Raw genomic sequence first — 21,266 nt, 5'->3', positions numbered from 1 at the left:
TATCGCCTTGCCCCCGACCGCTGCTTCACCTACGAAAAACAGCCCAAATCATTCGGACGGCGAGCAGGACGAGGAACGACCGCGATTCCGGACACCGCATCCGAAAATAATTTCTCCGGAGGCGCCGACACGCTGATGGGAGTGCTCTATTCAGAGCTGCGCGCGATCGCCCGACGCGAGCATTTCCGCGCTGGCGGTGGCCAGACGCTCCAGACGACGGCTCTGATTTCAGAGGCCTATATCAAGCTGAAACGGCGCGACGGCTGGGAGAGCGAATCGCACTTCCTCGGCTGTGCCGCGACCGCGATCCGGCACATTCTGATCGACGCGGCCCGCGCCCGGCTGACGTCGAAGCGCCACGCCCTCGAATATTCCTTTACCGAGAGTATCGATTCACCCGGTGCGGGGGTGCCCGAGGATCGCGACGTCATTCGCCTCGGCGATGCGTTGAAGGCGCTGTCCGAGCTTGACCCCAATCTTGCGCAGTTGATCGATTGCCGGTTCTTCGCCGGGCTGAGCGAGGAAGAGACCGCGAGCGTGCTGGGCGTAACCGACCGGACAGTGCGCCGTTGGTGGGTTCAAGCGCGCGCCTGGATCCACCACGAGATGGCTGTTGCCTAGAGCGTGATGACGTGAGTTTGACCCGCCGTGACGGAGCGGAATTTGGCGCAGGGCGAGGAACGAGGAGCGGAGCGATGCGAATGCATCGTGACCGACGAGAGACGCTGCACTGCGTCAAAAGGCGCCCGCCGCTTTGCGGTTGTCCGGGCGCGCCCGCTGGTCTGCGTCGCGGTCCTTGCGCGTAGCGCCGCTACGCGCTGCACACCGCTCCTTGCCAGCGAACACGCCCGGGCAATCACGACGGGGCAAACTCACGTCATCACGCTCTTCACGTCATCACGCTCTAGTGACCCGCGCGCGCAATGCGGGCACGCAGCGCCGGCAACGACGCCAGAAATGACGTTCCCGACGGACCGGCCTGAGTAAAGAGCGCTTCGGCCTTGATGAGGGCCTGTCTGGCCTCAGCTAAGCGCCCTTCATTCAAGCGAATGACCGCAAGTGTTCGCGCGAGTGCGCCTTGCGGCAGGCTCGGCTTCTTCATTGCGCCGATCGGCGAGGCCACGTCGTCCAGGGCGCGTTCGGCTGCGGCGGTGTCGCCGGTCTCCGCGGCCGCTTCGGCAATCCCCAGGCCGATGAACAATGTGGGCACAGCCGCCGGGCCCAGATTCTCCACCGCCATCGGCCGTGCTTCGGTGAAAGCGCGAAGCGCTTCAGGGAACTTGCCCAGCGCCAAACGGGCGCGGCCTAGTTGCAGCAGATCGACGGCGAGGCCGGCCGACTGACCGAACACTGCGCGTCGCTGCGCCGCGACTTGCTGGAAAATCGCCTCGGCATGCTCCGCTTGATTGAGCTTCAGCAACCGGACGCCTCGTAGCTGAGCAATAGCCAGCCCCTGCATACTGCCCTGCTGGCCGGTGCGGGTAAGGATGGCGTCGGCACGGGCGAAAACGGCGGGCATAGCGTCGAGCTGGTTGGCCTCGACCATGTAAACCAGCAGGTTATTGTATATTGTCAGCAGGTCGCGATGGTTCTCCGCATAGACAAGATCGGCCTGCGGCAATGTGGCAGTCAGCAGCCGGATTGCCTCTTCAACCCTGCCGGTGCGGCGCAGCAATTGGGCCCGGTCGCTGTTGATCTCGACCAACTCTGACCGAAAGCGCTCCGGATCGGCGCGAAAGACTGCCTCGGCGGCGTCGAGCAGCGGCGCCATTTCATCGGTCTTGTTCATCGCCGCGGCAGACGAGGCCAGCCGCATACGCATCTGCGCAGTCGCGATCGGATCGTCCCGGCCAATCTGCTTCGCCATTGCCTGGCGGATCAAGCTGTCGGCGCCGGCAGCGTCCTCGAGGTTGACGTAGAGATCGAACAAGGTGGTGATGAGCGTCGCCGATCGCGCGCTGGTGTCGAGTGATCCGACGAGCCGCTCTGCCGTCTGGTCGAGCATCTGCTTTACCGTCGCTCCTTCGCCCGCTGAGGTCGCGGTATCGCGGAACATGACCGTCAACATGCGGACGATCGATTCGGACCGTCGCGCCTCCGCCAGTGCGACGTCGCGTTCGATGGCGGTCTGGCGCGCCTGCCACGCGATCCCGCCGGCACCGATCAACAGCGCCGCGAGCGCGGCGGCGGCGGCGCCGACCGCGATCCGGTAGCGGCGCACGAAGCGCCCCACGGCATAGCCAGTCGACCCGGCGCGGGCGCGCACCGGCTTCAATTCCAGATGCCGCCGGATGTCGTCGGCGAGTTCGGTCACACTGCGATAGCGATCGAGTGGGTTGCGGCGCATCGCCTTCATCACGATCGCATCGATATCGCCGGCGACGGCACTGGCCGGGAACGGCATCTTGCCAGAGGCTGCCAGGCGGCTTGGCAAAGGGGGGTCGTCGTTGAGCACGCGCCGGATGATCGACGGCAAAGACGCTCCCTCATCGCGCCACGGTCCGCGACCGGCCACCAGTTCGAACAGCACCGCGCCCAACGCATAAACGTCGGTCGCCACCGTCGTGGCCGCATTGTCCAACTGCTCGGGAGCCGCATAGTCCGGTGTCATCAGCGCCGCGGTGGTCGCCATCGCCGCGTCTTCATCGATGATCCGGGCGATGCCGAAATCGAGCAGTCGGGGCCGGCCGGCTTCGTCGACGAGGATGTTCGATGGCTTGAGGTCGCGGTGGATGATGAGGTTGGCATGGGCAAAGACGACCGCATCGCATACCTCACAAAACAGCTTGAGCCTGGCGGCGAGCGGAGCGGTATGATCGCGGCACCAGGCGTCGATCGGTTGGCCGGAGACGAACTCCATCGCCATATAGGGGCGGCCATCCGGCGCGACGCCGCCGTCGATCAGCCGGGCGATACCCGGATGCTCGAGGCTGGCCAGCAACCGGCGTTCGCGATCGAATAGTTCGGCGCGCGCCACCGCTTCGGGGCGGAGCAGTTTGAGCGCGACACGCTGCTCGAAGTCGCTCGATCGGCGATGGGCCAGATAGACCTCGCCCATACCACCGCGGCCGATCAGCCGCTCGATCTCGAACCCGCCCACGCATTCTCCAGGCGTCAACGAGCTATAGGTCAATGCAGACTGCGGCGCGTCGAGGGGCGGCGCGGCGCCGTCGAGGATGCCTTGCGCCGCGCTGGCATCGAGCAACAGCTGGACCTTCGCGGCGACCGAACGGTCCTCCAACATTGTCAGCCGGCGCGTGCGTTCTTCGCGCGGCAAATCCACGAGGTCGTCGAACGTGGCCTGAATTAGCGCCCATTGCGTCTTCGTCGTTTGGCCTGTCACGTGCCCCTCCCCGTTCCGAGGCGCAAGAGCGCCGGAGGCATGGTTGTTTCGTGCAAAGGCGGCCGGGTCAATCGAACAGGAGGAATTGAATCGCAGGACAAATTCGTGCGGTGCCTGGGAGCGCACTGCGCCGATAGCGATCCGCGCGAACGAAACGGCTTTCGCCTATCCGATCGCGCCGCGCCAATGGTTCCTGACGCTGTCGGCGGCCTATTGAGGCGTTTGCGTCGCCGACGTCTTCCGCCGTCAGGTCCGCGGCAATGCCATTTCGCGCAGTGCGTCGCGGATCAGCGCGTGGACCTGGCGGGGCGGCATGTGGGCGAGTTGGCCGAGTGTATGGCGTCGGGCGAGCCGCTCGGCGACGAGATAGCCGATATAATAACCCGATCGCCAGGGCAGACCACGCGCGGCCACGGCCTTATTCCCGTAGGTGAAATAGGTCCGGTAGACATCCGGGTCGATCTGATCGAGATGCGCGAGCAGGTCCGCGGCGATTCTTGACCTCAAGGGCGCCGCTCGTTGCGCAAGGTCGGCCGGCAGCATCAGCGCCTGCTCGATCGTCGCGCCGCGGGTCAGCGCCCGGCTGGCATAGGTCGCGAGCCCTTCCGCCCAGAGCGTGCGCCACAGCGGCTGGCGGTCGGCATCGTCGTCGCTGAAGCCGCCGGCCATGAAATGGTAACGGTGGAACATCTCGTGAGCGATGAAGACGGGAAGCGCGATGAGGCTCCGCTCGCCGTCAAGCGCATCCACCCCCAGGACGAGGGATCGCTGTCCGTCGACGATACGGCCGGCACCATCGAACTGGCCCAGGCTGTCGGTGAGATAGATCGGGAAGTCGCAGCGAAAGCCGGCGAGGTTGCGGAACGATGCCTGCGTACGGTCGACCAATTGGCGCAACGTGACCATCAGTCCGGCACGCGTCTGGCTTTCTCGCGCCGAGGCCAATGAGGCAAGGATGAGCGTATCCATATTCTGGGCGGGCGAGAGATCGAGTACCTGCGGTGCGTAGAGACCCGGATACCGCGCGATGATGCCTTGCCGGAACGCCTTCAGCTGATCGGCCGGCGGCAGGTCGGCGGCGCGATGCGACAGCGTATCGGCGGGCGTATAGGCATCGATCACGCGACAAGGCGAGGCATGGACGGCCCATGGCGCCAGCAGGCACCAGACCGTCAGCAACAACTTGCTATTCCGAGGTAATTTCCACGACATCATGGACATGCAGTCTGCCCGCCGCTGGGTTCATGATCGAGCCGTCTAACCCGGAGCGCGAGCGAATGTAAGCGGCGTCGCGGAGGCAGGGCGACCGAAAATGGCGTTGTTCCGCCGCCACACGTTCGAAAGGATATGTGGAGTGGGCGGCGGCTGAAGCTTTTGTGCTTGCGCCTTATCCCGATTTGGTCCCTTTTGCCGCTGCAGGAGAGCGATGCTTGAGGGCCGTAAAGGGAGACGGCTCAATGAATCGCCTACGCATCACACAACGCACCTCTGTCGCCAGCCTGGCGCTGATCGCTGGCCTGTCGGCAATGCCGGCATTTGCCCAGGACACCGCCGGCGCCACCCCCACAGCAGCAGCATCCGACGCGAGCGACGAAATCGTCGTCACCGGATCGCGCATTCGCCGTAGCCCATTGGATAGCGACAAACCGGTCGTCACCGTTGACGAGGCAGCGATGGCCAAGACCGGCCTGAGTTCGGTCGCCGACGTGCTGCAACGCCTGCCCAGCGCGGGCGGCGGGCTGAACACCAAGGTCAACAATGCCGGCAATATTGGCGGTCCGCCCGACGGCACCGGCGTCAGCTCGGGCTCGGCGGAAATCGACCTGCGCTATCTCGGCGCCAAGCGCACGCTCGTGCTGGTCGACGGCTTGCGGTTCGTCAACGGATCCGCCGCGGGCGGCATCCCGGCCTCGGTCGATCTCAACGAAATCCCGACCAACATGATCGAGCGGGTCGAAGTGCTCCAGTCCGGTGCCTCCCCGCTCTACGGCTCGGACGCGGTCGCCGGGGTGGTGAACATCATCACCCGCCAGGCGCAAAAGGGGCTCAAGGCGTCGGCGCAATTCGGCACTTACCGCGAGGGCGATGGCCATACCACCGACCTCCAGTTGAGCTACGGTATCCAGTCGCCATCGACCGGAACCTCGCTGGTGTTCGGCGGCACCTATACCAAGCAGGAAGCGGTGAGCACCGCCAACCGCGCGATCTCGCTGTTCCCGACCGCGGGCATCACCTCCTGTGCGGTGGCGATCAGCGGCTGCAGCAGCGCCATTCCCAATGGCCGATACGACGTGCTCGGCCAGAGCCTGACGCTGGTCGCGCCGGTGGTCGGTCGCAAGCCGGTCTATCCGACCGATTTCCGCGCTTATACCAATGCCGACCGGTTCAACTTCGCGCCGTACAATTACCTGATCACGCCGAACGAGCGGATCGGCGGGTTCTTCAATTTCAAGCAGGAATTGTCGAGCTCGGTCAATTTGCGGGTCAAATTGGTCTATAACCATCGCCATTCGACCACCGAGGCGGCGTTCCTGCCGCTGTTCATCGGGCCCGACGCCGGCAACGGCAATCTGCTCGACACGATTTCGGTCGATGCCACCAATCCGTACAATCCGTTCGGCGTGACCTTGTCATCGGGCGCCGACGGCACGCCGGCCAATTATTCGACCATCCGGCGACGCTTCGTCGAAGGCGGGCAGCGTGTCTTCACGCAAGACGTCAACACCTTCTCCGGGACCGTCACGGTCGATGGCTCGTTCTTCCTCGGCTCCAAGAAATGGTATTGGGACGCCAATGCCGTGCTCGGCCTGAACGATGCGCATCAGCTGTTCACCGGCAACCTCAACGCGGCAAAACTTGCCCGGGCACTGGGTCCGGTCGCGAATTGCACCGGGGACTGCGTGCCGTTCAACATCTTCGGTGGCGCGGGCTCGATCACCCCGGCGATGCTCAATTACGTGACGTTCGATGAACGCGACAAGAGTTTGCAACGGCTGTACGATTACACCGCCAATCTGTCGGGCGAGCTGTTCGACCTGCCCGCCGGCCCGGTCGGAATCGCCATCGGCTACGAACATCGCGTCCAGAAAGCGAGCTACGATCCCGATCCGGTGATCGTGGCCGGACTCGGCGCCGACGTCCCGACCAGCCCGGCGCGCGGCGGTTTCAATGTCGACGAAGTCTATGGCGAGCTTCGCGTGCCGATCCTGGCCGACACGCCGTTCTTCTATCGTCTCGAACTCGACGGCGCGGTCCGCCATTCGGACTATTCGTCGTTCGGCAGCAGCACCACGTTCACCGCATCGGGCCTGTGGAAGCCGGTCGCCGACCTGCTGTTCCGTGGCGGCTATGCCGAGAGTCTTCGCGCGCCCAGCATCGGCGAACTTTATGCCGGTCTGTCGCGCAGCGACGCGACGATCAACGACCCCTGCACCAGCGGCGCCGGCGGTTTGTTTCCGACCAACGCGACGGTCAGGGCGAATTGCATCGCCAACGGCGTACCGGCGAACGGCAGCTATAACGACCCGACCGGCGGACAGCTCGGCGTGTTCTCGAAGGGCAATTCAGCGCTGAAGCCGGAAACCGCCAAGACCTTCACCGCGGGCGGAGTGTACAGCCCGAGCTGGTCGAAAGGCTGGGCGTCGGCGCTCAGCCTGGAGGTCAATTACTATAATATCAGCCTGAAGAATGCGATCGACTCGGTCCCGGCGTCGCTAACGCTGGCCCGCTGCGCGTTCAACGCCGACCCGATCAGTTGTTCCGCGATCAAGCGCACACCAAGCGGCACGATCGCGGGCATCAGCGCGGGATTGCTCAACCTCAACGCGATCAAGACCGACGGGCTCGACGCCACCTTCATCTATCGCTCGCCCAAGATCCATGGCGGGACGATCGGGCTGACGGCCAATGCCGCCTATCTCCTCAAGTACAATGTCGCGCCGCCATCGGCGCCGGTCCAGGTCTGCGCCGGGACCGAACGCTGCCTGGCGACCGACCAGGCGTTTCCGCGCTTCAAGCTGAACAGCACGATCGACTGGTCGATGCCCGCGTTCGGCGCATCGTTCACCGCGCGCTATATCAGCGCGGTGACCGAAGGGAACGGCCATGTCATGTCCGCGACTTTCTATGGCGACGTGCAGCTTTACTATTCGCCGGCCTGGATGGATCATAACATGCGGCTGACGGTCGGCGTGAACAATGTGTTCAACAAGACGCCGCCGATCTGCAGTTCGTGCGACAGCGCGAACTTCGATCCGACCACGTACGATATCCCGGGTCAGTTCGGTTATGCGCGGCTGTCCTACGGGTTCTGATCGTCATTGACGGTGACGGGCGGGTCTGACTGAACGGAATTCAGCCATTCTCGCCCGTTACTGCACATGCCGCCGGCGCACCCTGACGCCTAGCGGCGCAGTTCCTTGCGATACGTCACGAACGTTGCGGGCACTTTCAGCGGATGCGGATAGGGCCGGCTGCCGTCCGTTTGCCGGTATCCCCGCCGCTCGTAATAGGCGATCAAGCGGGCCTTGTGCTGCAGCACCTCGATGATCGCGTGGGTTGCGGCGAACGCTTCGACGGCCAACAGCTCGGCGTGTCCGAGGAGTTGGCCTCCCAAGCCTTTGGCTTGCAGGGACGGATCGACGCTCACCAGACGGATTTCGCATTGCCCTGGTGGCACCGCCACCACCAGCGAGGATCCGACCACGCGCCCCGCGATCTCGGCCACCGATAGTCGCGCATTGGCTGCGCCGAGCTGGACCTCCAGATCGCCACGACTGACACGCTCGCCCTCGGGCAATTCCCCTTCGTGCGACCAGCTCGCCGAGGCAGAGCGCCCGCGATAAGCGCGTTGGATTACCGCCTGAAGCTCGTCCAGGTCAGAAAGCTTGGCCGGCCGGATGATCACGCGAGGAGTGTCCACTGCGGTAGATTAGCGCGCTCACCTTAGTGAGGGGTTATGGTTCCTTCACCATAGATTAGTTAGTCTGGCGATTATCGGAATGGCATGGAACACAATATGTTAGAGCAGTTGCGGCGGTTGCATGCGGATATTCTGGCCAAGCTCGACGAACTGGATGCACTGACGAGCTTGCCGCGACCGCCGATGGATCGACTCCCCGCGCTCAGGCAGGCGCTGACCCGCAGCAGCAGAGCGCGAACGATGCTGCTCGAGCGCGCCTATGACCAGCTGATCGCGGATGCTCCTCCCGCGAGGAAGGCCGGGCTGGAATTGCTCAGAGCGCAAGGCAAGGACAATTTGATCACGTCGACCCAGCACATCGGCTCGTGGACCTTGCGGCAAATCGCCGACCGCTGGCCTGATTATTGCGCCGCCTCGACCAAGATACGGGCAGACATGCGCCAGCGGATCAGGAGCGAGAAGGAGTTGATCTATCCTTTGCTTGCCGAGACTACTCAATCGTCACAATAATATAGGCATTGGCGAATGCAGGGAGGATTAGATGGTTCATTGGCTTCCGGTGGTAATCGGCGTGGTTGTCGCAATCGGCCTCGCGCTAGGTGGGCTCTTTTATGCGCGCTCCAAAAAGGCTGACGCGAAGGGTGAGCTCGGGGATTTTATTGATCATGGCAGCCAAGGCGGTTGAAGGTCGAATTGGGATTTATGCACGTGGCGCCGTAACTGCGGCCAGGTTAGATGTGTTTAGTAAACGGTCACCGAAATACACATCTGCCGCGCGTGCCATCAGCCTAATCCGAACCGCGCTGTTCGTGAGTGAGGCGTAACCACGGATGACGCCGCCGGTAATGAGCTACTCGCCGCCACCGTCCTATATAGGTGAGGCCACAATGGTCCGTGCTCGGACATCGAGGTAAGCGGAGGCGATCGATGACTGTTCGTGCGAATGAGGTGGGGCGCCACCGCGTTGTCATCGTTGGCGCGGGCTTTGGCGGTCTATGGGCGGTAAAATGCCTGAAAGGCGCGCCGGTCGACATCACCGTCATTGATCAACGCAACCATCATCTGTTCCAGCCGCTGCTCTACCAGGTCGCCACGGCGGCGCTGGCCCCATCCGAAATAGCGTGGCCGATCCGATCGATGCTGCACGATCGCCGCGACGTCACGACCATCCTCGCGACCGTAACCGGTGTGGATAAAGCGGGTCGTGCCGTGCAGCTCGCGGACGGTAATCGGATCGCCTATGACACGCTGATCCTCGCGACCGGCGCGCGGCACGGCTATTTCGGCCATGACGAATGGGAAGAGTTCGCGCCCGGCCTCAAGACGATCGAGGACGCCACGGCCATCCGCGGCCATATCCTCGCGGCGTTCGAGGCGGCGGAGCGCGAAACCGATCCCGTTCGCCAGCAGGCCTTGCTGACCTTCGCTATCGTCGGCGCCGGTCCCACCGGCGTCGAACTTGCCGGCACGATCGCCGATCTTGCCCATGATACGCTGCCGCGCGACTTCCGCGCGGTCGATACGCATCGTACCAAGGTGCTGCTGGTGGAAGCCGGGCCCAAGGTGCTCAACGGCTATCCCGACGGGCTTTCGAGCTATGCGAAGAACGCGCTGGAGAAGCTCGGCGTCGATGTCTGCCTTGGCGCGCCGGTGACGCAGATCGAGCGGGGCGCCATCACGTTCGGCGAGCGGCGGGTCGAGGCGCGGACGATCGTCTGGGCCGCGGGTGTGCGTGCCTCGCCTGCCGCGGACTGGCTGCAGGCGGCGGCCGACCGCAACGGCCGGATCATCGTGGAACCCGACCTCAGCGTGCCCGGCCATCCGGAGATTTTCGCGATTGGCGATACCGTCTCGGTCAAGGCGCCCGACGGCTCGCCGGTGCCGGGGATCGCGCCGGCCGCCAAGCAGGAAGGCGCATTTGTCGGCGAGACGATCCGGCGGCGGCTTGCCGGCAAGCCCGAAACCGGGCCGTTTCGCTACCATCACCAGGGCAGTCTGGCGCAGATCGGCAAGCGCAAGGCAGTGATCGATTTCGGCCGGATCAGGCTGCGCGGCGCGATCGCCTGGTGGCTGTGGGGAATCGCCCACATCTATTTTCTGGTCGGGGTGCGCGCGCGGCTCAGCGTGGCGCTCAATTGGCTATGGATTTACACGCGGAATCAGCGTGCTGCCCGGCTCATCACGCAGTCGAAGGGCGAAGCCGCGATCGACTGATGCCGCTTTCATACTTCCCCCAACCCAAGTTGCCCTTCGCCGGAAATTTGAGGATTTATGCACGTGGCACCCTAATTGGATTGGTGATCTGAACTTGGCGCGGCAGTCATGCGGTCGCGCAACCAGTCCAGCTATGGCCCTGACGAACTCTTCATCGAGCGGCTCCGCCATATGGTGATGGGTAACTACGCAAACGAGTTTCGAAGTGCCCGGCAACGCGCTAACGTCTGGGTGAAAGCAGGGGACGCAGCAGGGGGCGAGTTTGTCAGCGGCGATCGACTTCACGTATCAATACGGCTTCGCCTCGAACGTCGCGCTCGCATCAGGCAAGCCGCAATTGTCCCTGGCGACCTGTGATGCGAGCCAAGCCAAGCCCTATTTCTTCGATGGCCGCGTCCGTCAGCCGCGGATCATGGGCGAGATGCTCTACACCCTGAGCGATGTCGTCCGGACGCACTTCTTTCTCCCGCGCCCCGCGATCCTCGATCCCGTCCTGACCAGCAACGAGACCATGCTGCGGCTCGAAGGATTCAGTGGTTGCTGCGGGGTCTATGCCCGGGTCGATCTGCCCGCAGAGGCATTTGACGGCGAATGCCACGGGCGCGGCACCACCAATGTCGATTTCAACACGCCGATGCGCAATGCGCTGCTCCGGTTGCGAGATGAGGAGGATGTGCAGTTCGCGGTCGGCGCGGATGAAGTGGTGCTGAGCAAGGGCAACGAACAGACGATCGAGAAAAAGGTCAAGCTGCCGCTGCGCTGGATCAAGGGGTTCAGCGAGGTTCAGGCATACCAGCCGCGGCTGCAATTGCGCGCAGAGGTGAGCGCCGCCGAAGCGCTGCGCTTCGTGCGTACGTTGCCGAAGGCGGCCAAGCCGAAGATGCCGAGCTACGCGGTCCCGACGGGCCGCGCGCTGAGGCTCAGCCAGCGCCCGGCGCCGGGCGCGGTTCCGATCCTCGGCACGCATCGCGTCAAGGTGATCGAGCCGTTGCTGCCGCGCGCGCAGAGTCTGAGAATCTGGTCCGACGATGAAAGCGGCGCCAGCGCCTGGGAAGTCCGCTACCCGATCGGCGCCTTTTTCCTGATGATCAGCCCCGAAGTGTTTCGCGGCTTTTCGGGCGAGGGACAGATCCTTACGGCCTTGGCCAATCCGCCGTCCGATGCGATCCTGTCGAAAGTCCGTGCGAGCCTGAAATGGCAATCGCAGCTCGACGCCGCCGCGCTCGGCACAACGCTCGGCCTCGACGAGACTGAGGTGACCTCGGCACTTGCCGTGCTCGGCAGCCGCGGGCTGACTGGCTACGATGCCGATGCGCAGCATTATTTCCATCGCGAGCTGCCGTTCGATCTCGACAAGGTCGAGGAGATGCAGCCGCGGCTCGGCAATGCGCGTAAGTTGATCGAGCAGGGACTGGTCAAACGGATCGCCGGCGATCCCGCGACCTACGAGGTACAGGGTACCGGCACGATCCATCGCGTCCGTCTCACGGGCGAGCAGCACAGCTGCACCTGTCCGTGGTTCAGCAAATATCAGGGCCAGCGCGGCCCTTGCAAGCACATCCTCGCGGCGTCGCTCGCGCAGGAGGACAACGAGAAGGACGCGGCTGCTCGATGACGCCAGAAACGCTCGAAGCGCTGATCCTCGACAGCGAGGATGCGCTGCAGGTGGCGCACGCGTTCACCGGGTTGGACGAGAAAGAGCGCGCGAAACTCTCGACCACCGCGCAGAAGATCTATCGTCAGCTCTATCAGAGCAAGGCCGACAAGAGTGCCTCACCGCGCCTTGCGGCATTGCTCACCGCGCGCGGCCCGAACACGTGGACGTATTGGAGCGCCCGCGAAACTCGTAACGCGCTACTGGCGATGTTCGCCGTCGGTCCAGTCTCGGCAGTCAAGAAGCGCGATATCTTCGTCTGGCAAGAACATATGCCACCGCTCGACATCATCTTGCGCGACCGACGACCTGAATGGCTCGACGACTGGATCGCGCACATGCTCGACAGCGAGAGCAACCGTCTCGATTTCGCGATCCTGCGCGGCTGGGTGCGTGACGGGATTTGCCGCAAGCCCGAGGTGGACGGCTATTATCGCATGTTCGCCTGGTATTTGATGCGGACCAATATCCATGATCGCAAGGCACCACCGGTCCCACCGATCACCGTGCAATTGCTCGCTGATCCCGGTCTGCTTCCTGACATCGACGGGCTGTTCCGGGTCGAGAACATCGCCTTCAACACCAATGCCTGGCTGACCAAAGGTGCCGGCGACGATTATGAGACCTGGACCGAAGCGCTGGTCAAGCTGTCCACTGCCGGCCACGTCGATCGCGAGCACCTGCTTGGCCTCGCGCTGGCGGGGCTGACGCTCGACCTCAAGCAGAACCAATTGTCGGGCTTCCACGGTTTCTACAGGAAGATGGCGGCCACGCCGGACGAACAGTCGCGCCACCAGCAGCGTTACATCGACCTGTTGTGCCATCCGGTCGGACACGTCGTGAAATTCGCGATCGACATGCTCGGCGATCTGGAAAAACGCGATTCGCTTGATACCAAGCCTGTGCTGCGCGAGGTGCAAACGGTGTTCTCGAGCGAAGGCAAGGGCAACGCCACCGCGGCGCTCAAACTGATCGCCCGCGTGCTCGCTCGGTCGAAGGGGAAGGATCCCGAGGCACTCGGCGCGATATGCGAGGCGCTTCGCCACGCGAATGCCGACGTCCAGGCGCAGGCGCTCGACCTGCTGGAGAAGTACGTCGCCACGCTCGGCGACGCACAGCGCGACGTGCTTCGCTCGGCCGAACCCTTTATCGCCGCGAGTAACCGTCCACGGGTGGCCAAGCTGCTTGGCAGCGCGGCAAGCACCGACGCGCCGGCTGTCGAGCTGGTCGATGAAATCCCGCACTATCAACCGATTGCTGCCGAGCCCAATGCGCACCGTGTCCTCGATAGTGCCGGGTCGGTCGAGGCGATCGCCACGGTCGACGCGCTGATCGAGGCGGTACTTCATGCGGCCGAGGTGGTCGACTCGCCCGATGAGATCGAGCGGATCATCGACGCGGTCAGCCGACTGGCCGGCGATCGTCCGTTCGATTTCGCCGCACGCACCGCGCCGTTGCTCCATCGTCTGCAGAACGGTCAATCGAGCGCCGGCGTGACGGTTGGCTTCGCCGGGGTCGGCCTCGCGCTGCTCGATCTGCTCCACACCTGGGTGACCGGGAGGCTGCATCGCACGACGCGCGAAAACGCGGCTTATTACACAGTCGAGGATTCTTTCGCGCCATTGATCGCGCACCTGCGAGTGGTGACCGCGAGAGTCGCGCGGCGGGAGAGCCAGCCCCTGCTCTGCGCGCCGACGCACAAAGGCGGGTGGATCGACCCACTCATATGGGTCGACCGGCTGCAAGCGCTCCAGGCGCCGGGGCTTGCCGAAAGCATGGATTTCCGCCTGTCGCTGTTGCGATTGGCCCCTGACAACCGAACCGAGGCGCGCGGGCGGCTGGCGGGCCTGCCCGAGCCGCTGCGGCGGATCGCCAGCTTCGCGCTGGGCGGGGACGATGCACCGGATCGGGCCGATCGTAGCAACCACGCGGCGTGGATCACCGCGGCTCGCTGCCGCGCTCCGCTCGCCGACTGGACCACCGCGTTCGTGCCGCTCGAACTCAGCGACGCCTGGCCCGACAGTATCACGCCTGCGCGCTATGCGTGGCGCGCCGGGCAAAAGGTCACCGAGGCCCACGGCCAGCGCTGGAAACATCCGGAGCTGGCGCTGTCGGTGACGTGCGATGGTGCGGAGGTGGCGACGGGAACCGGTCTGTTCGGGCGGGTCCGGCATGTTTTTGGTCAGCGGATCACCACGGACTGGGCGGCCCTGCCGAGCGCGGCGCTGAACCGCCGGGTGGAAAGCGCGCGCTATTGGTCGGGCGAGTTGCACGTGTTGTGGGTGACCCAATGGCTGGCAACGATCTGGCCGCAGAATCCCGCCGCGTCGCACATCAAGGGCGTGAGGCAGCTAGCGCAGCGGATGGACGAGAACAGCAGCAGCTGGTCGCCCTCATCTGGCTTCTTCCAGGCATTGTTCCAGCGCGGACGGCCATGGGGCGAGACCGGACATCTGCTGCTGTGCATCGGGCTGATTGGCAAGGATGCCGATGCCCGGGGCTTATCGGTCGATGCGCTGATCGAAGGGATCGATGCCCGGTTGTTCGACCCCGCGCTGTTCGCGGCGACGATGGTGCAATTGGCGCAGGGCGAATGGGTAAAGTTCAACCGGCTCGGCGAGGCACTGATGCTCGTCGTACCGGTGTCGCCGCTCCACGCCGCGGTGGTCAGCGATGCCCTGCAGCAATGCCTTCCCCGCCTCGACCTCCGGCAGAGGAACATTTTCCATCTGCTCGAGGTGATGGTCGAGGCGCAGGCATTGACCGGGCAGAAGTTGACGAGCGACGCGCGCGCTGCGCTAGAGACCTTCGACGGCAGCGGAAAGGCGGCGAAGATCGCGAAGCATCTGCAATCTTTCACCTAGCTGCAGGCACATTTGGCCTTCACCGGCTATTGAATTGTCCGGATTTACGGCGGACGTCTGCAACGGGCGAAGCCATCGCCACCAATGCCGCTTTCATACTAGACTTCCTTCCCACCTCCGCTAGCCTCCCTCGCGCTCAACGAAGCCACGACAGAAGGGGGATGTATGAAGCTCGCGGCCCGTCTCGCGGTCCTTGCCCTGGCGCTTTCACCGGCGCTCGCATTCGGCGACAATTCCCCGCACATCACCGTCGCCACGCCCGGGGTCGGCAACGGCTCGATCGAGCGCTTCACCGCGCGGTTCAGCCAGCCGATGGTGGCGCTGGGCGATCCGCGCGCGCCGGCGCCGTTCGACGTCACCTGCACGGTCAACGGCCAGGGGCGCTGGGCCGACCAGCAGACGTTCGTCTGGGAATTCGCCAATCCGCTGCCGGGCGGGACCAAGTGCGAGTTCAAGGTCAAGGCCGGGACCAAGAGCGTGTCGGGCTATGCGCTCAACGACAGCAATACCTATACGGTCGACGCCGGCGGGCCGATGGCCAAGGCGATCCTGCCGGGCGAGAATAGCGACGAGATCGAAGAGGGCCAGGTCTTCCTGGTCGCCGCCAACCTGCCGGCGACGCCGCAATCGGTCGGCGCCAATGCTTATTGCTCGGTCGCCGGGCTGGGCGAGAAGATTCCGGTCGACGTGCTGCCGCCCGACACCGCGGGCAAGCTGATCGCCGAGATGGGCACCGACGGCAATTACGCGGTGCAGAGCTTCCTCGAGAGCGGCGGCCTGCCCGCGACGGTGCCGGCGAGCGAGGCCGATCGCGCCAAGACCTATCAGGGCGTGACCGCATTGCGCTGCCGCCGGCCATTGCCACCGGGGCACGACATGTCCTTGGTCTGGTCGGGCAAGATCGCCAGCGCGAGCGGCAAGCCCGCCGGCACCGACCAGCGCTTCGACTTCACCGTGCGCAAGCCGTTCGCGGCGCGGTTCGAATGCAGCCGCACCAATGCCCAGGCCGGCTGCAACCCGGTCGAGAAAGCCTATCTGCGCTTTACTGCGCCGATCCCGATGTCGCTCGCGCGCGAGATGAAGATCACCACTGCCGACGGCACGGTGATCGCGCCGCTGTTCGACAAGGATCAGCAGAAATCGGCGACGATCAGCGACATCACTTTCCCGGCGCCGATGCCCTATGCGACCACCGCCAAGGTCTCGATTCCCGCCGGCGTGAAGGACGAGAGCGGGCGGGTGCTGACCAATGCCGAGCGTTTCCCGCTCGATATCCGCATCGACCAGGCGCCGCCTTTGGTGAAGTTCGCCGCGGGCTTTGGTATCCTCGAGGCCAAGGAAGGCGGCGTGCTGCCGGTCACGGTGCGCAATGTCGAGCCGGCGCTGCAGGGCCAGAACCTCAATATCGGCGGCCAGACGTTGCGGGTCGAAGGCTCCGACGGCAAGATCGCCGAGTGGCTGCGCACGGTGAACTCCGCCGACGACACCAATATCGAGGACATCAAGAAGGGCGACGAGGTCGTCGGCCATATCCAGAATACCGGCGCGACCCCGATCCTGACCGGCGCCAATGCCGGCGCGTCGATGAAGATCGGCCTGCCGGGCAAGGGCAAGGACTTCGAAGTGGTCGGCATTCCGCTGACCAAGCCCGGATTCTATGTCGTCGAGCTGGCCAGCCCGGTGCTCGGGCAGGCTTTGCTCGGCCGCAGATCGCCGCGCTATGTCGCGACCGCCGCGCTCGTCACCAACATGGCGGTCCATTTCAAATGGGGGCGCGAGAAGAGCCTGGCCTGGGTGACCAATCTCGATACCGGCCTGCCGGTCGGCAATGCCGCGGTGGCGGTGACCGATAGCTGCACCGGGCAATTGCTCGCCAACGGCACGACGGACAAATCGGGCGCGGTGTTCATCCCCGCCGGGCTTCCCCAGCCGGCGACCTATGGCGGGTGCGAGAACGACTATCAGGAACACCCGCTGATGGTCTCGGCGCGCGCCGGCGACGATTTCAGCTTTACCCTGACCGATTGGGGCGAGGGTATCCGCCCGTACGATTTCGACCTGCCTTATGGCTATTCGGCGTCGGGCGACGTGTTCCACACCGTGTTCGACCGCGCGCTGGTTCGCCAGGGCGAGACGATCCATATGAAGCACATATTGCGCCAGCCCAACGGCGCCGGGTTCGCATTGGCGCCGGGCTTCAGCGGGACGTTGCGGCTGTCGCATCGCGGGTCGGATACCAATTTCGACCTGCCGCTGACGATCGACGCCAATGGTATCGGCGAGACCGAATGGGCCGCGCCCGCCGGCGCCCCGATGGGCGACTACGACATCTCGGTGATCGACGGCGACAAGACGATCTCGACCCAACAATCGTTCAAGGTCGACGAATACAAGCTCCCGACGATGCGCGCGACGGTGACCGGGCCCAAGGACGCGGCGATCCGGCCCAAGTCGCTGCCGCTCGATTTGTTCGTCGGCTATCTGGCGGGCGGCGGCGCGTCGAACCTGCCGGTCGAGATGCGGGTCGGCTATTTCGGCCGTTCGGCGACGCCCGACGGCTATGACAGCTATACGTTCGGCGGGACCGACGTGAAGGAAGGGACCAAGCCGCTCAACGGCGATGGCGAGGAGGAAAGCGCGCCGCTGCCGCCGACCCAGACCTTGCCCGCGACCCTGGGCAGCGACGGCACGACGCGGACCTCGGTCGATGTGCCGGCGATCGACTCCGCGACCGACATGCTGGTCGAGATGGATTATCAGGACGCCAATGGCGAAGTGCTGACCGCGTCGAAGCGTATCCCGATCTTCCCCTCGGCGGTGCAATTGGGCGCCAAGACCGACGGCTGGCTGATGAAGCAGGACGATCTGCGGCTGAGCTTCGTCGCGCTCGACACCGACAACAAGCCCAAAAAGGGCCAGGCGATCAGCGTCGCGCTCTATAGCCGCCAGGTGCTGACCGCGCGGCGGCGGCTGATCGGCGGCTTCTACGCCTATGACAACCAGATGAAGACGACCAAGCTCGCCGGGTCGTGCAGCACGACCACCGACGAGCTTGGCCTCGCCAAATGCACGATCGACCCGGGCGTGTCGGGCGAAGTCTATATCGTCGCCACCACGCGCGACGCCGACGGCAACGTCTCGCGTGCGGTGCGCTCGGTGTGGCTGGCGGGCGATGATGATTGGTGGTTCGGCGGCGACAATGGCGACCGGATGGACGTCGTCCCCGAACAACAGACCTACAAGGCCGGCGAGACCGCGCGCTTCCAGGTGCGCATGCCGTTCCGCGAGGCGGAAGCGCTGGTCACGGTTGAGCGCGAAGGCGTGTTGTCGAGCTTCGTGACCAAGCTGTCGGGCGCCAATCCGGTGGTCGAGGTCAAGATGCCGGGCAGCTATGCGCCCGACGTGTTCGTCTCGGTGATGGCGGTGCGCGGCCGCGCGCAGCCGGGCGTGTGGAGCTGGTTCCAGGGGATCGGCAAGGCCTTGGGCTTCACCAGCGCGCCGACCGAGGCGCAGGAGCCGACCGCCTTGGTCGATCTCGCCAAGCCAAGCTATCGCCTCGGCATCGCCAAGGTGAAGGTGGGCTGGGAAGCGCATCAATTGGGCGTGACGGTCAAGGCCAACAAGGAACGCTATGCCGCGCGCGACACCGCGACGGTCGACGTCTCGGTCAGGGATCCCGACGGCAAGCCGGCGAAGACCGCCGAAGTGGCGTTCGCCGCGGTTGACCAGGCGCTGTTGCAGCTTGCGCCCAATGACAGCTGGAACGTGCTCGACGCGATGATGGGCGACCGGCCCTTGTCGGTGCTGACCGCGACCGCGCAGACCCAGGTGGTCGGCAAGCGGCATTACGGCAAGAAAGCGGTCGAGGCCGGCGGTGGCGGTGGCGGCGATCTGTCGGGATTGAACCGCGAGAATTTCCAGCCGGTATTGCTGTGGAAGGGCCGCGTGACGCTCGACGGCAATGGTCATGCCCAGGTGCCGGTCCCGCTCAACGACGCGCTGACGAGCTTCAGGCTGGTGGCGATCGCCACCGACGGCGCGCAATTGTTCGGCACCGGCAGTGCTGACATCCGCACCGCGCAGGATTTGTCGGTCTATGCCGGCCTGCCCAGCCTGGTCCGCACCGGCGACAGCTATGCCGCGGGCTTCACGCTGAGGAACGGTTCCGACAAGCCGATGACGGTGACCGCGAACGTCGCGCTCGAGCCGCAGATCGCCAAGGGCAATCCGATCACGGTGACGATCCCGGCCGGCGGCGCCGCGCCGATCGCGTGGAACCTGACCGCGCCGGCACAAGGCGGCCAGCTCAAATGGACGGTCAGCGCCAAATCGTCGGACGGCAAGGCGGTCGACAAGATGACCACGGTCCAGGACGTCGTCCCCGCGGTCCCGACCGAAGTGTGGGCGGCGACGCTGGCGCGAGTCGGGCCCAATACCTCGATCGCGATCACCCCGCCCAAGGGCGCGCTTCCCGGCTACGGCGTGGTCGACATCAAGCTCGACGACAGCCTGGCGCCGCCGCTCGAAGGCGTGCGCCGCTTCATGGCGGCCTATCCCTATGATTGTTTCGAGCAGCGGCTGAGCCGGATCGTCGCCCTGGGCGATTCTGCCGGCTGGCTTCAGCTTGCGGGCGAAATCCCGACTTATCAGGCGGATGACGGGCTGTTGCGGTACTGGCCGCAGGCTTCGCTCAAGGGGTCGGAAGCGCTGACGTCCTATGTGCTCGAACTGACCAGCGATGCCGGGCTGCCGATCCCCGATGCCGCCAAGACCCGGATGGTCGAGGGGCTGAAGGCCGTGCTCGACGGGCGCTTGCGGCACGAGGATTATGGCGATGTCCGCCTGCAACGCCTCAACGCGTTCAACGCGCTGGCGCGTGCCGGCGCGGCGACCCCGGCGATGCTCGGCCAGATCGGCATCACCCCGCAGGAAATGCCGACCTCGATGCTGTCCGACTATATGATGGCGCTCGACAAGGTGTCGGGGCTGGCCAATGCCAATGCCTTGCGCGGCACGGCTGAGAACGTGCTGCGCACGCGCCTGGTCTATGAAGGCACGCGGCTCGATCTCTCGGATCAGTCGAACGCGCCCTGGTGGCTGATGTCGTCGGGCGACGAAGGCGCGATCAAGGCCGTCATCGCGACGCTCGGCCGGCCGGGCTGGAACGACGACGCGCCCAAGATGATGGTCGGCGTGTCGCTGCGCCAGCAGCGCGGGCGTTGGGACACCACCACCGCCAATGCCTGGGGCACGATCGCGGCGAAGAAGTTCGGCGGCCTCTATCCGGCGAGTGCGATCACCGGGACGACCAATCTGTCGTTCGGACAGCAATCGGTCCTGAAATCCTGGCCGCTCGCCGCCGATGCGCGCAAGGCGAGCTTCGCGCTGCCATCGGTCCAGACGCCGCTGGTGTTGCGGCAATCGGCAGGCTCCGGACCCTGGGCGACGGTCCAGGTCTCGGCCGCGGTGCCGCTGACTCAGCCTTTGTTCGCCGGCTATCGCGTGTCGAAGAAGGTCGAGCCGGTCAGCCAGCGCGTGAAGGGCCAATATAGCCGCGGCGACGTGCTCAAGGTGACTGTGCTGGTCGAGGCGACCGCCGAGCGCAATTGGGTCGTGGTCAACGACCCGATCCCGGCCGGCGCGACCCTGGTCAGCGATCTCGGCGGCCAGTCGCAGATGCTGGCCGGACAGGAGCAGGCGGGCGGCGGCTCGCGGTTCAACGTGACCGACAAGGACGGCAAGGTGTGGGACGTCCAGGCCGGGGTCTCGCCGGCTTATGTCGAGCGGCGGCGCGATTCGTGGCGCGGCTATTTCGACTGGGTCCCGCGCGGCAATTTCGCCATCGTCTATCTGATGCGGCTCAATGGGGCCGGCACGTTCAGCATGCCCTCGACGCGGGTCGAGGCGATGTATTCGCCGTCGATCAATGCTCAGCTGCCCAATGCGTCGATGACCATCGCGCAGAAGTGATGGGGTTTGAGGGTATCGGCCCAAAACTCCCCTCCCTGAAAGGGAGGGAGTGTTCGGGCCGAAATGCGCCCCGCGCATTTCTGAACCATGCCGGGGGCATGGTTCACCCGAACACTGGGTGGGTGCGCGCGCCTACTCGGCGACGCCTATTCCTAACCGTCATGCCGGGCTCGTCCCGGCATCCACCGGGCCGCAAGCGCGGGACAAGAAGCTCAAGGATTGCGCTTTGTTGCGCAGTGGATGCCGGGACAAGCCCGGCATGACGAATTGGGCAGTTGAATATCGATCCGCCCCCGCCCT

The 21,266-nt window shown here is 64.9% G+C and carries 12 protein-coding genes; 9 read left to right on the top strand and 3 right to left on the bottom strand.

The annotated features are described in order from the left end of the window. Window positions 1-84 precede the first annotated feature (84 nt). Complete coding sequence (locus tag AC1DRD_RS09885; protein ID WP_478032551.1) at window positions 85-621, top strand: ECF-type sigma factor; 537 nt, start codon at window positions 85-87, stop codon at window positions 619-621. A gap of 283 nt (window positions 622-904) precedes the next feature. Here the strand turns inward: AC1DRD_RS09885 and AC1DRD_RS09880 are convergent, their stop codons facing one another. Then, the gene (locus AC1DRD_RS09880; protein ID WP_478041263.1) at window positions 905-3,343 is read right to left on the bottom strand and encodes a serine/threonine-protein kinase; all 2,439 of its coding nucleotides are present in this window, start codon (window positions 3,341-3,343) and stop codon (window positions 905-907) included. Between the two features lie 85 nt (window positions 3,344-3,428). Between AC1DRD_RS09880 and AC1DRD_RS09875 the strand changes: the two genes are divergently transcribed. Continuing rightward, entirely contained in the window at window positions 3,429-3,560 is a 132-nt protein-coding gene (locus AC1DRD_RS09875; protein WP_478032490.1) for a hypothetical protein, read from the top strand. A gap of 29 nt (window positions 3,561-3,589) precedes the next feature. On the opposite strand, the gene AC1DRD_RS09870 is transcribed toward AC1DRD_RS09875, so the two are convergent. Then, the gene (locus AC1DRD_RS09870; protein ID WP_478041262.1) at window positions 3,590-4,525 is read right to left on the bottom strand and encodes a DUF2268 domain-containing putative Zn-dependent protease; all 936 of its coding nucleotides are present in this window, start codon (window positions 4,523-4,525) and stop codon (window positions 3,590-3,592) included. 275 nt (window positions 4,526-4,800) lie between these two features. On the opposite strand from AC1DRD_RS09870, the gene AC1DRD_RS09865 reads away from it, so the two are divergent. Next, complete coding sequence (locus tag AC1DRD_RS09865) at window positions 4,801-7,656, top strand: TonB-dependent receptor domain-containing protein (protein WP_478041261.1); 2,856 nt, start codon at window positions 4,801-4,803, stop codon at window positions 7,654-7,656. An 89-nt stretch (window positions 7,657-7,745) separates the two neighbouring features. Here AC1DRD_RS09865 and AC1DRD_RS09860 read toward each other — a convergent pair whose 3' ends face one another. Next, window positions 7,746-8,249, bottom strand: coding sequence for a GNAT family N-acetyltransferase (locus AC1DRD_RS09860; protein ID WP_478041260.1), 504 nt, complete (start codon window positions 8,247-8,249; stop codon window positions 7,746-7,748). 111 nt (window positions 8,250-8,360) lie between these two features. Between AC1DRD_RS09860 and AC1DRD_RS09855 the strand changes: the two genes are divergently transcribed. From AC1DRD_RS09855 to AC1DRD_RS09830, 6 genes are all read left to right on the top strand, one after another. Next, entirely contained in the window at window positions 8,361-8,774 is a 414-nt protein-coding gene (locus AC1DRD_RS09855) for a hypothetical protein (protein ID WP_478041259.1), read from the top strand. Between the two features lie 31 nt (window positions 8,775-8,805). Next, complete coding sequence (locus tag AC1DRD_RS09850) at window positions 8,806-8,949, top strand: hypothetical protein (protein ID WP_478032497.1); 144 nt, start codon at window positions 8,806-8,808, stop codon at window positions 8,947-8,949. Window positions 8,950-9,191: 242 nt separating this feature from the next. Beyond that, window positions 9,192-10,478: an NAD(P)/FAD-dependent oxidoreductase gene (locus tag AC1DRD_RS09845; protein ID WP_478041258.1), complete on the top strand. Its 1,287-nt coding sequence runs from the start codon at window positions 9,192-9,194 to the stop codon at window positions 10,476-10,478. A gap of 262 nt (window positions 10,479-10,740) precedes the next feature. Next, window positions 10,741-12,093 carry an SWIM zinc finger family protein gene (locus AC1DRD_RS09840; RefSeq protein WP_478041257.1) on the top strand — a complete coding sequence of 451 codons (1,353 nt, stop codon included), beginning with the start codon at window positions 10,741-10,743 and terminating at the stop codon, window positions 12,091-12,093. Further along, window positions 12,090-14,996 carry a DUF6493 family protein gene (locus tag AC1DRD_RS09835; RefSeq protein WP_478041256.1) on the top strand — a complete coding sequence of 969 codons (2,907 nt, stop codon included), beginning with the start codon at window positions 12,090-12,092 and terminating at the stop codon, window positions 14,994-14,996. The genes AC1DRD_RS09840 and AC1DRD_RS09835 overlap by 4 nt, the downstream gene beginning before the upstream one ends. Before the next feature lie 165 nt (window positions 14,997-15,161). Next, entirely contained in the window at window positions 15,162-20,966 is a 5,805-nt protein-coding gene (locus tag AC1DRD_RS09830; RefSeq protein WP_478041255.1) for an alpha-2-macroglobulin family protein, read from the top strand. Window positions 20,967-21,266: the final 300 nt, after the last annotated feature.

The organism is Sphingomonas sp. P4_G2, assembly GCF_056401155.1.
Note: the sequence above shows the minus strand (reverse complement) of the source record. Positions and strands in the feature narration are given on the sequence as shown.

Excerpts from the sequence above, each read along its gene's own strand:
- AC1DRD_RS09850 (WP_478032497.1), top strand. The coding sequence starts at position 8,806 with ATGGTTCATTGGCTTCCGGTGGTAATCGGCGTGGTTGTCGCAATCGGC.
- AC1DRD_RS09855 (WP_478041259.1), top strand. The coding sequence starts at position 8,361 with ATGTTAGAGCAGTTGCGGCGGTTGCATGCGGATATTCTGGCCAAGCTC.
- AC1DRD_RS09845 (WP_478041258.1), top strand. The coding sequence starts at position 9,192 with ATGACTGTTCGTGCGAATGAGGTGGGGCGCCACCGCGTTGTCATCGTT.
- AC1DRD_RS09830 (WP_478041255.1), top strand. The coding sequence starts at position 15,162 with ATGAAGCTCGCGGCCCGTCTCGCGGTCCTTGCCCTGGCGCTTTCACCG.
- AC1DRD_RS09865 (WP_478041261.1), top strand. The coding sequence starts at position 4,801 with ATGAATCGCCTACGCATCACACAACGCACCTCTGTCGCCAGCCTGGCG.
- AC1DRD_RS09835 (WP_478041256.1), top strand. The coding sequence starts at position 12,090 with ATGACGCCAGAAACGCTCGAAGCGCTGATCCTCGACAGCGAGGATGCG.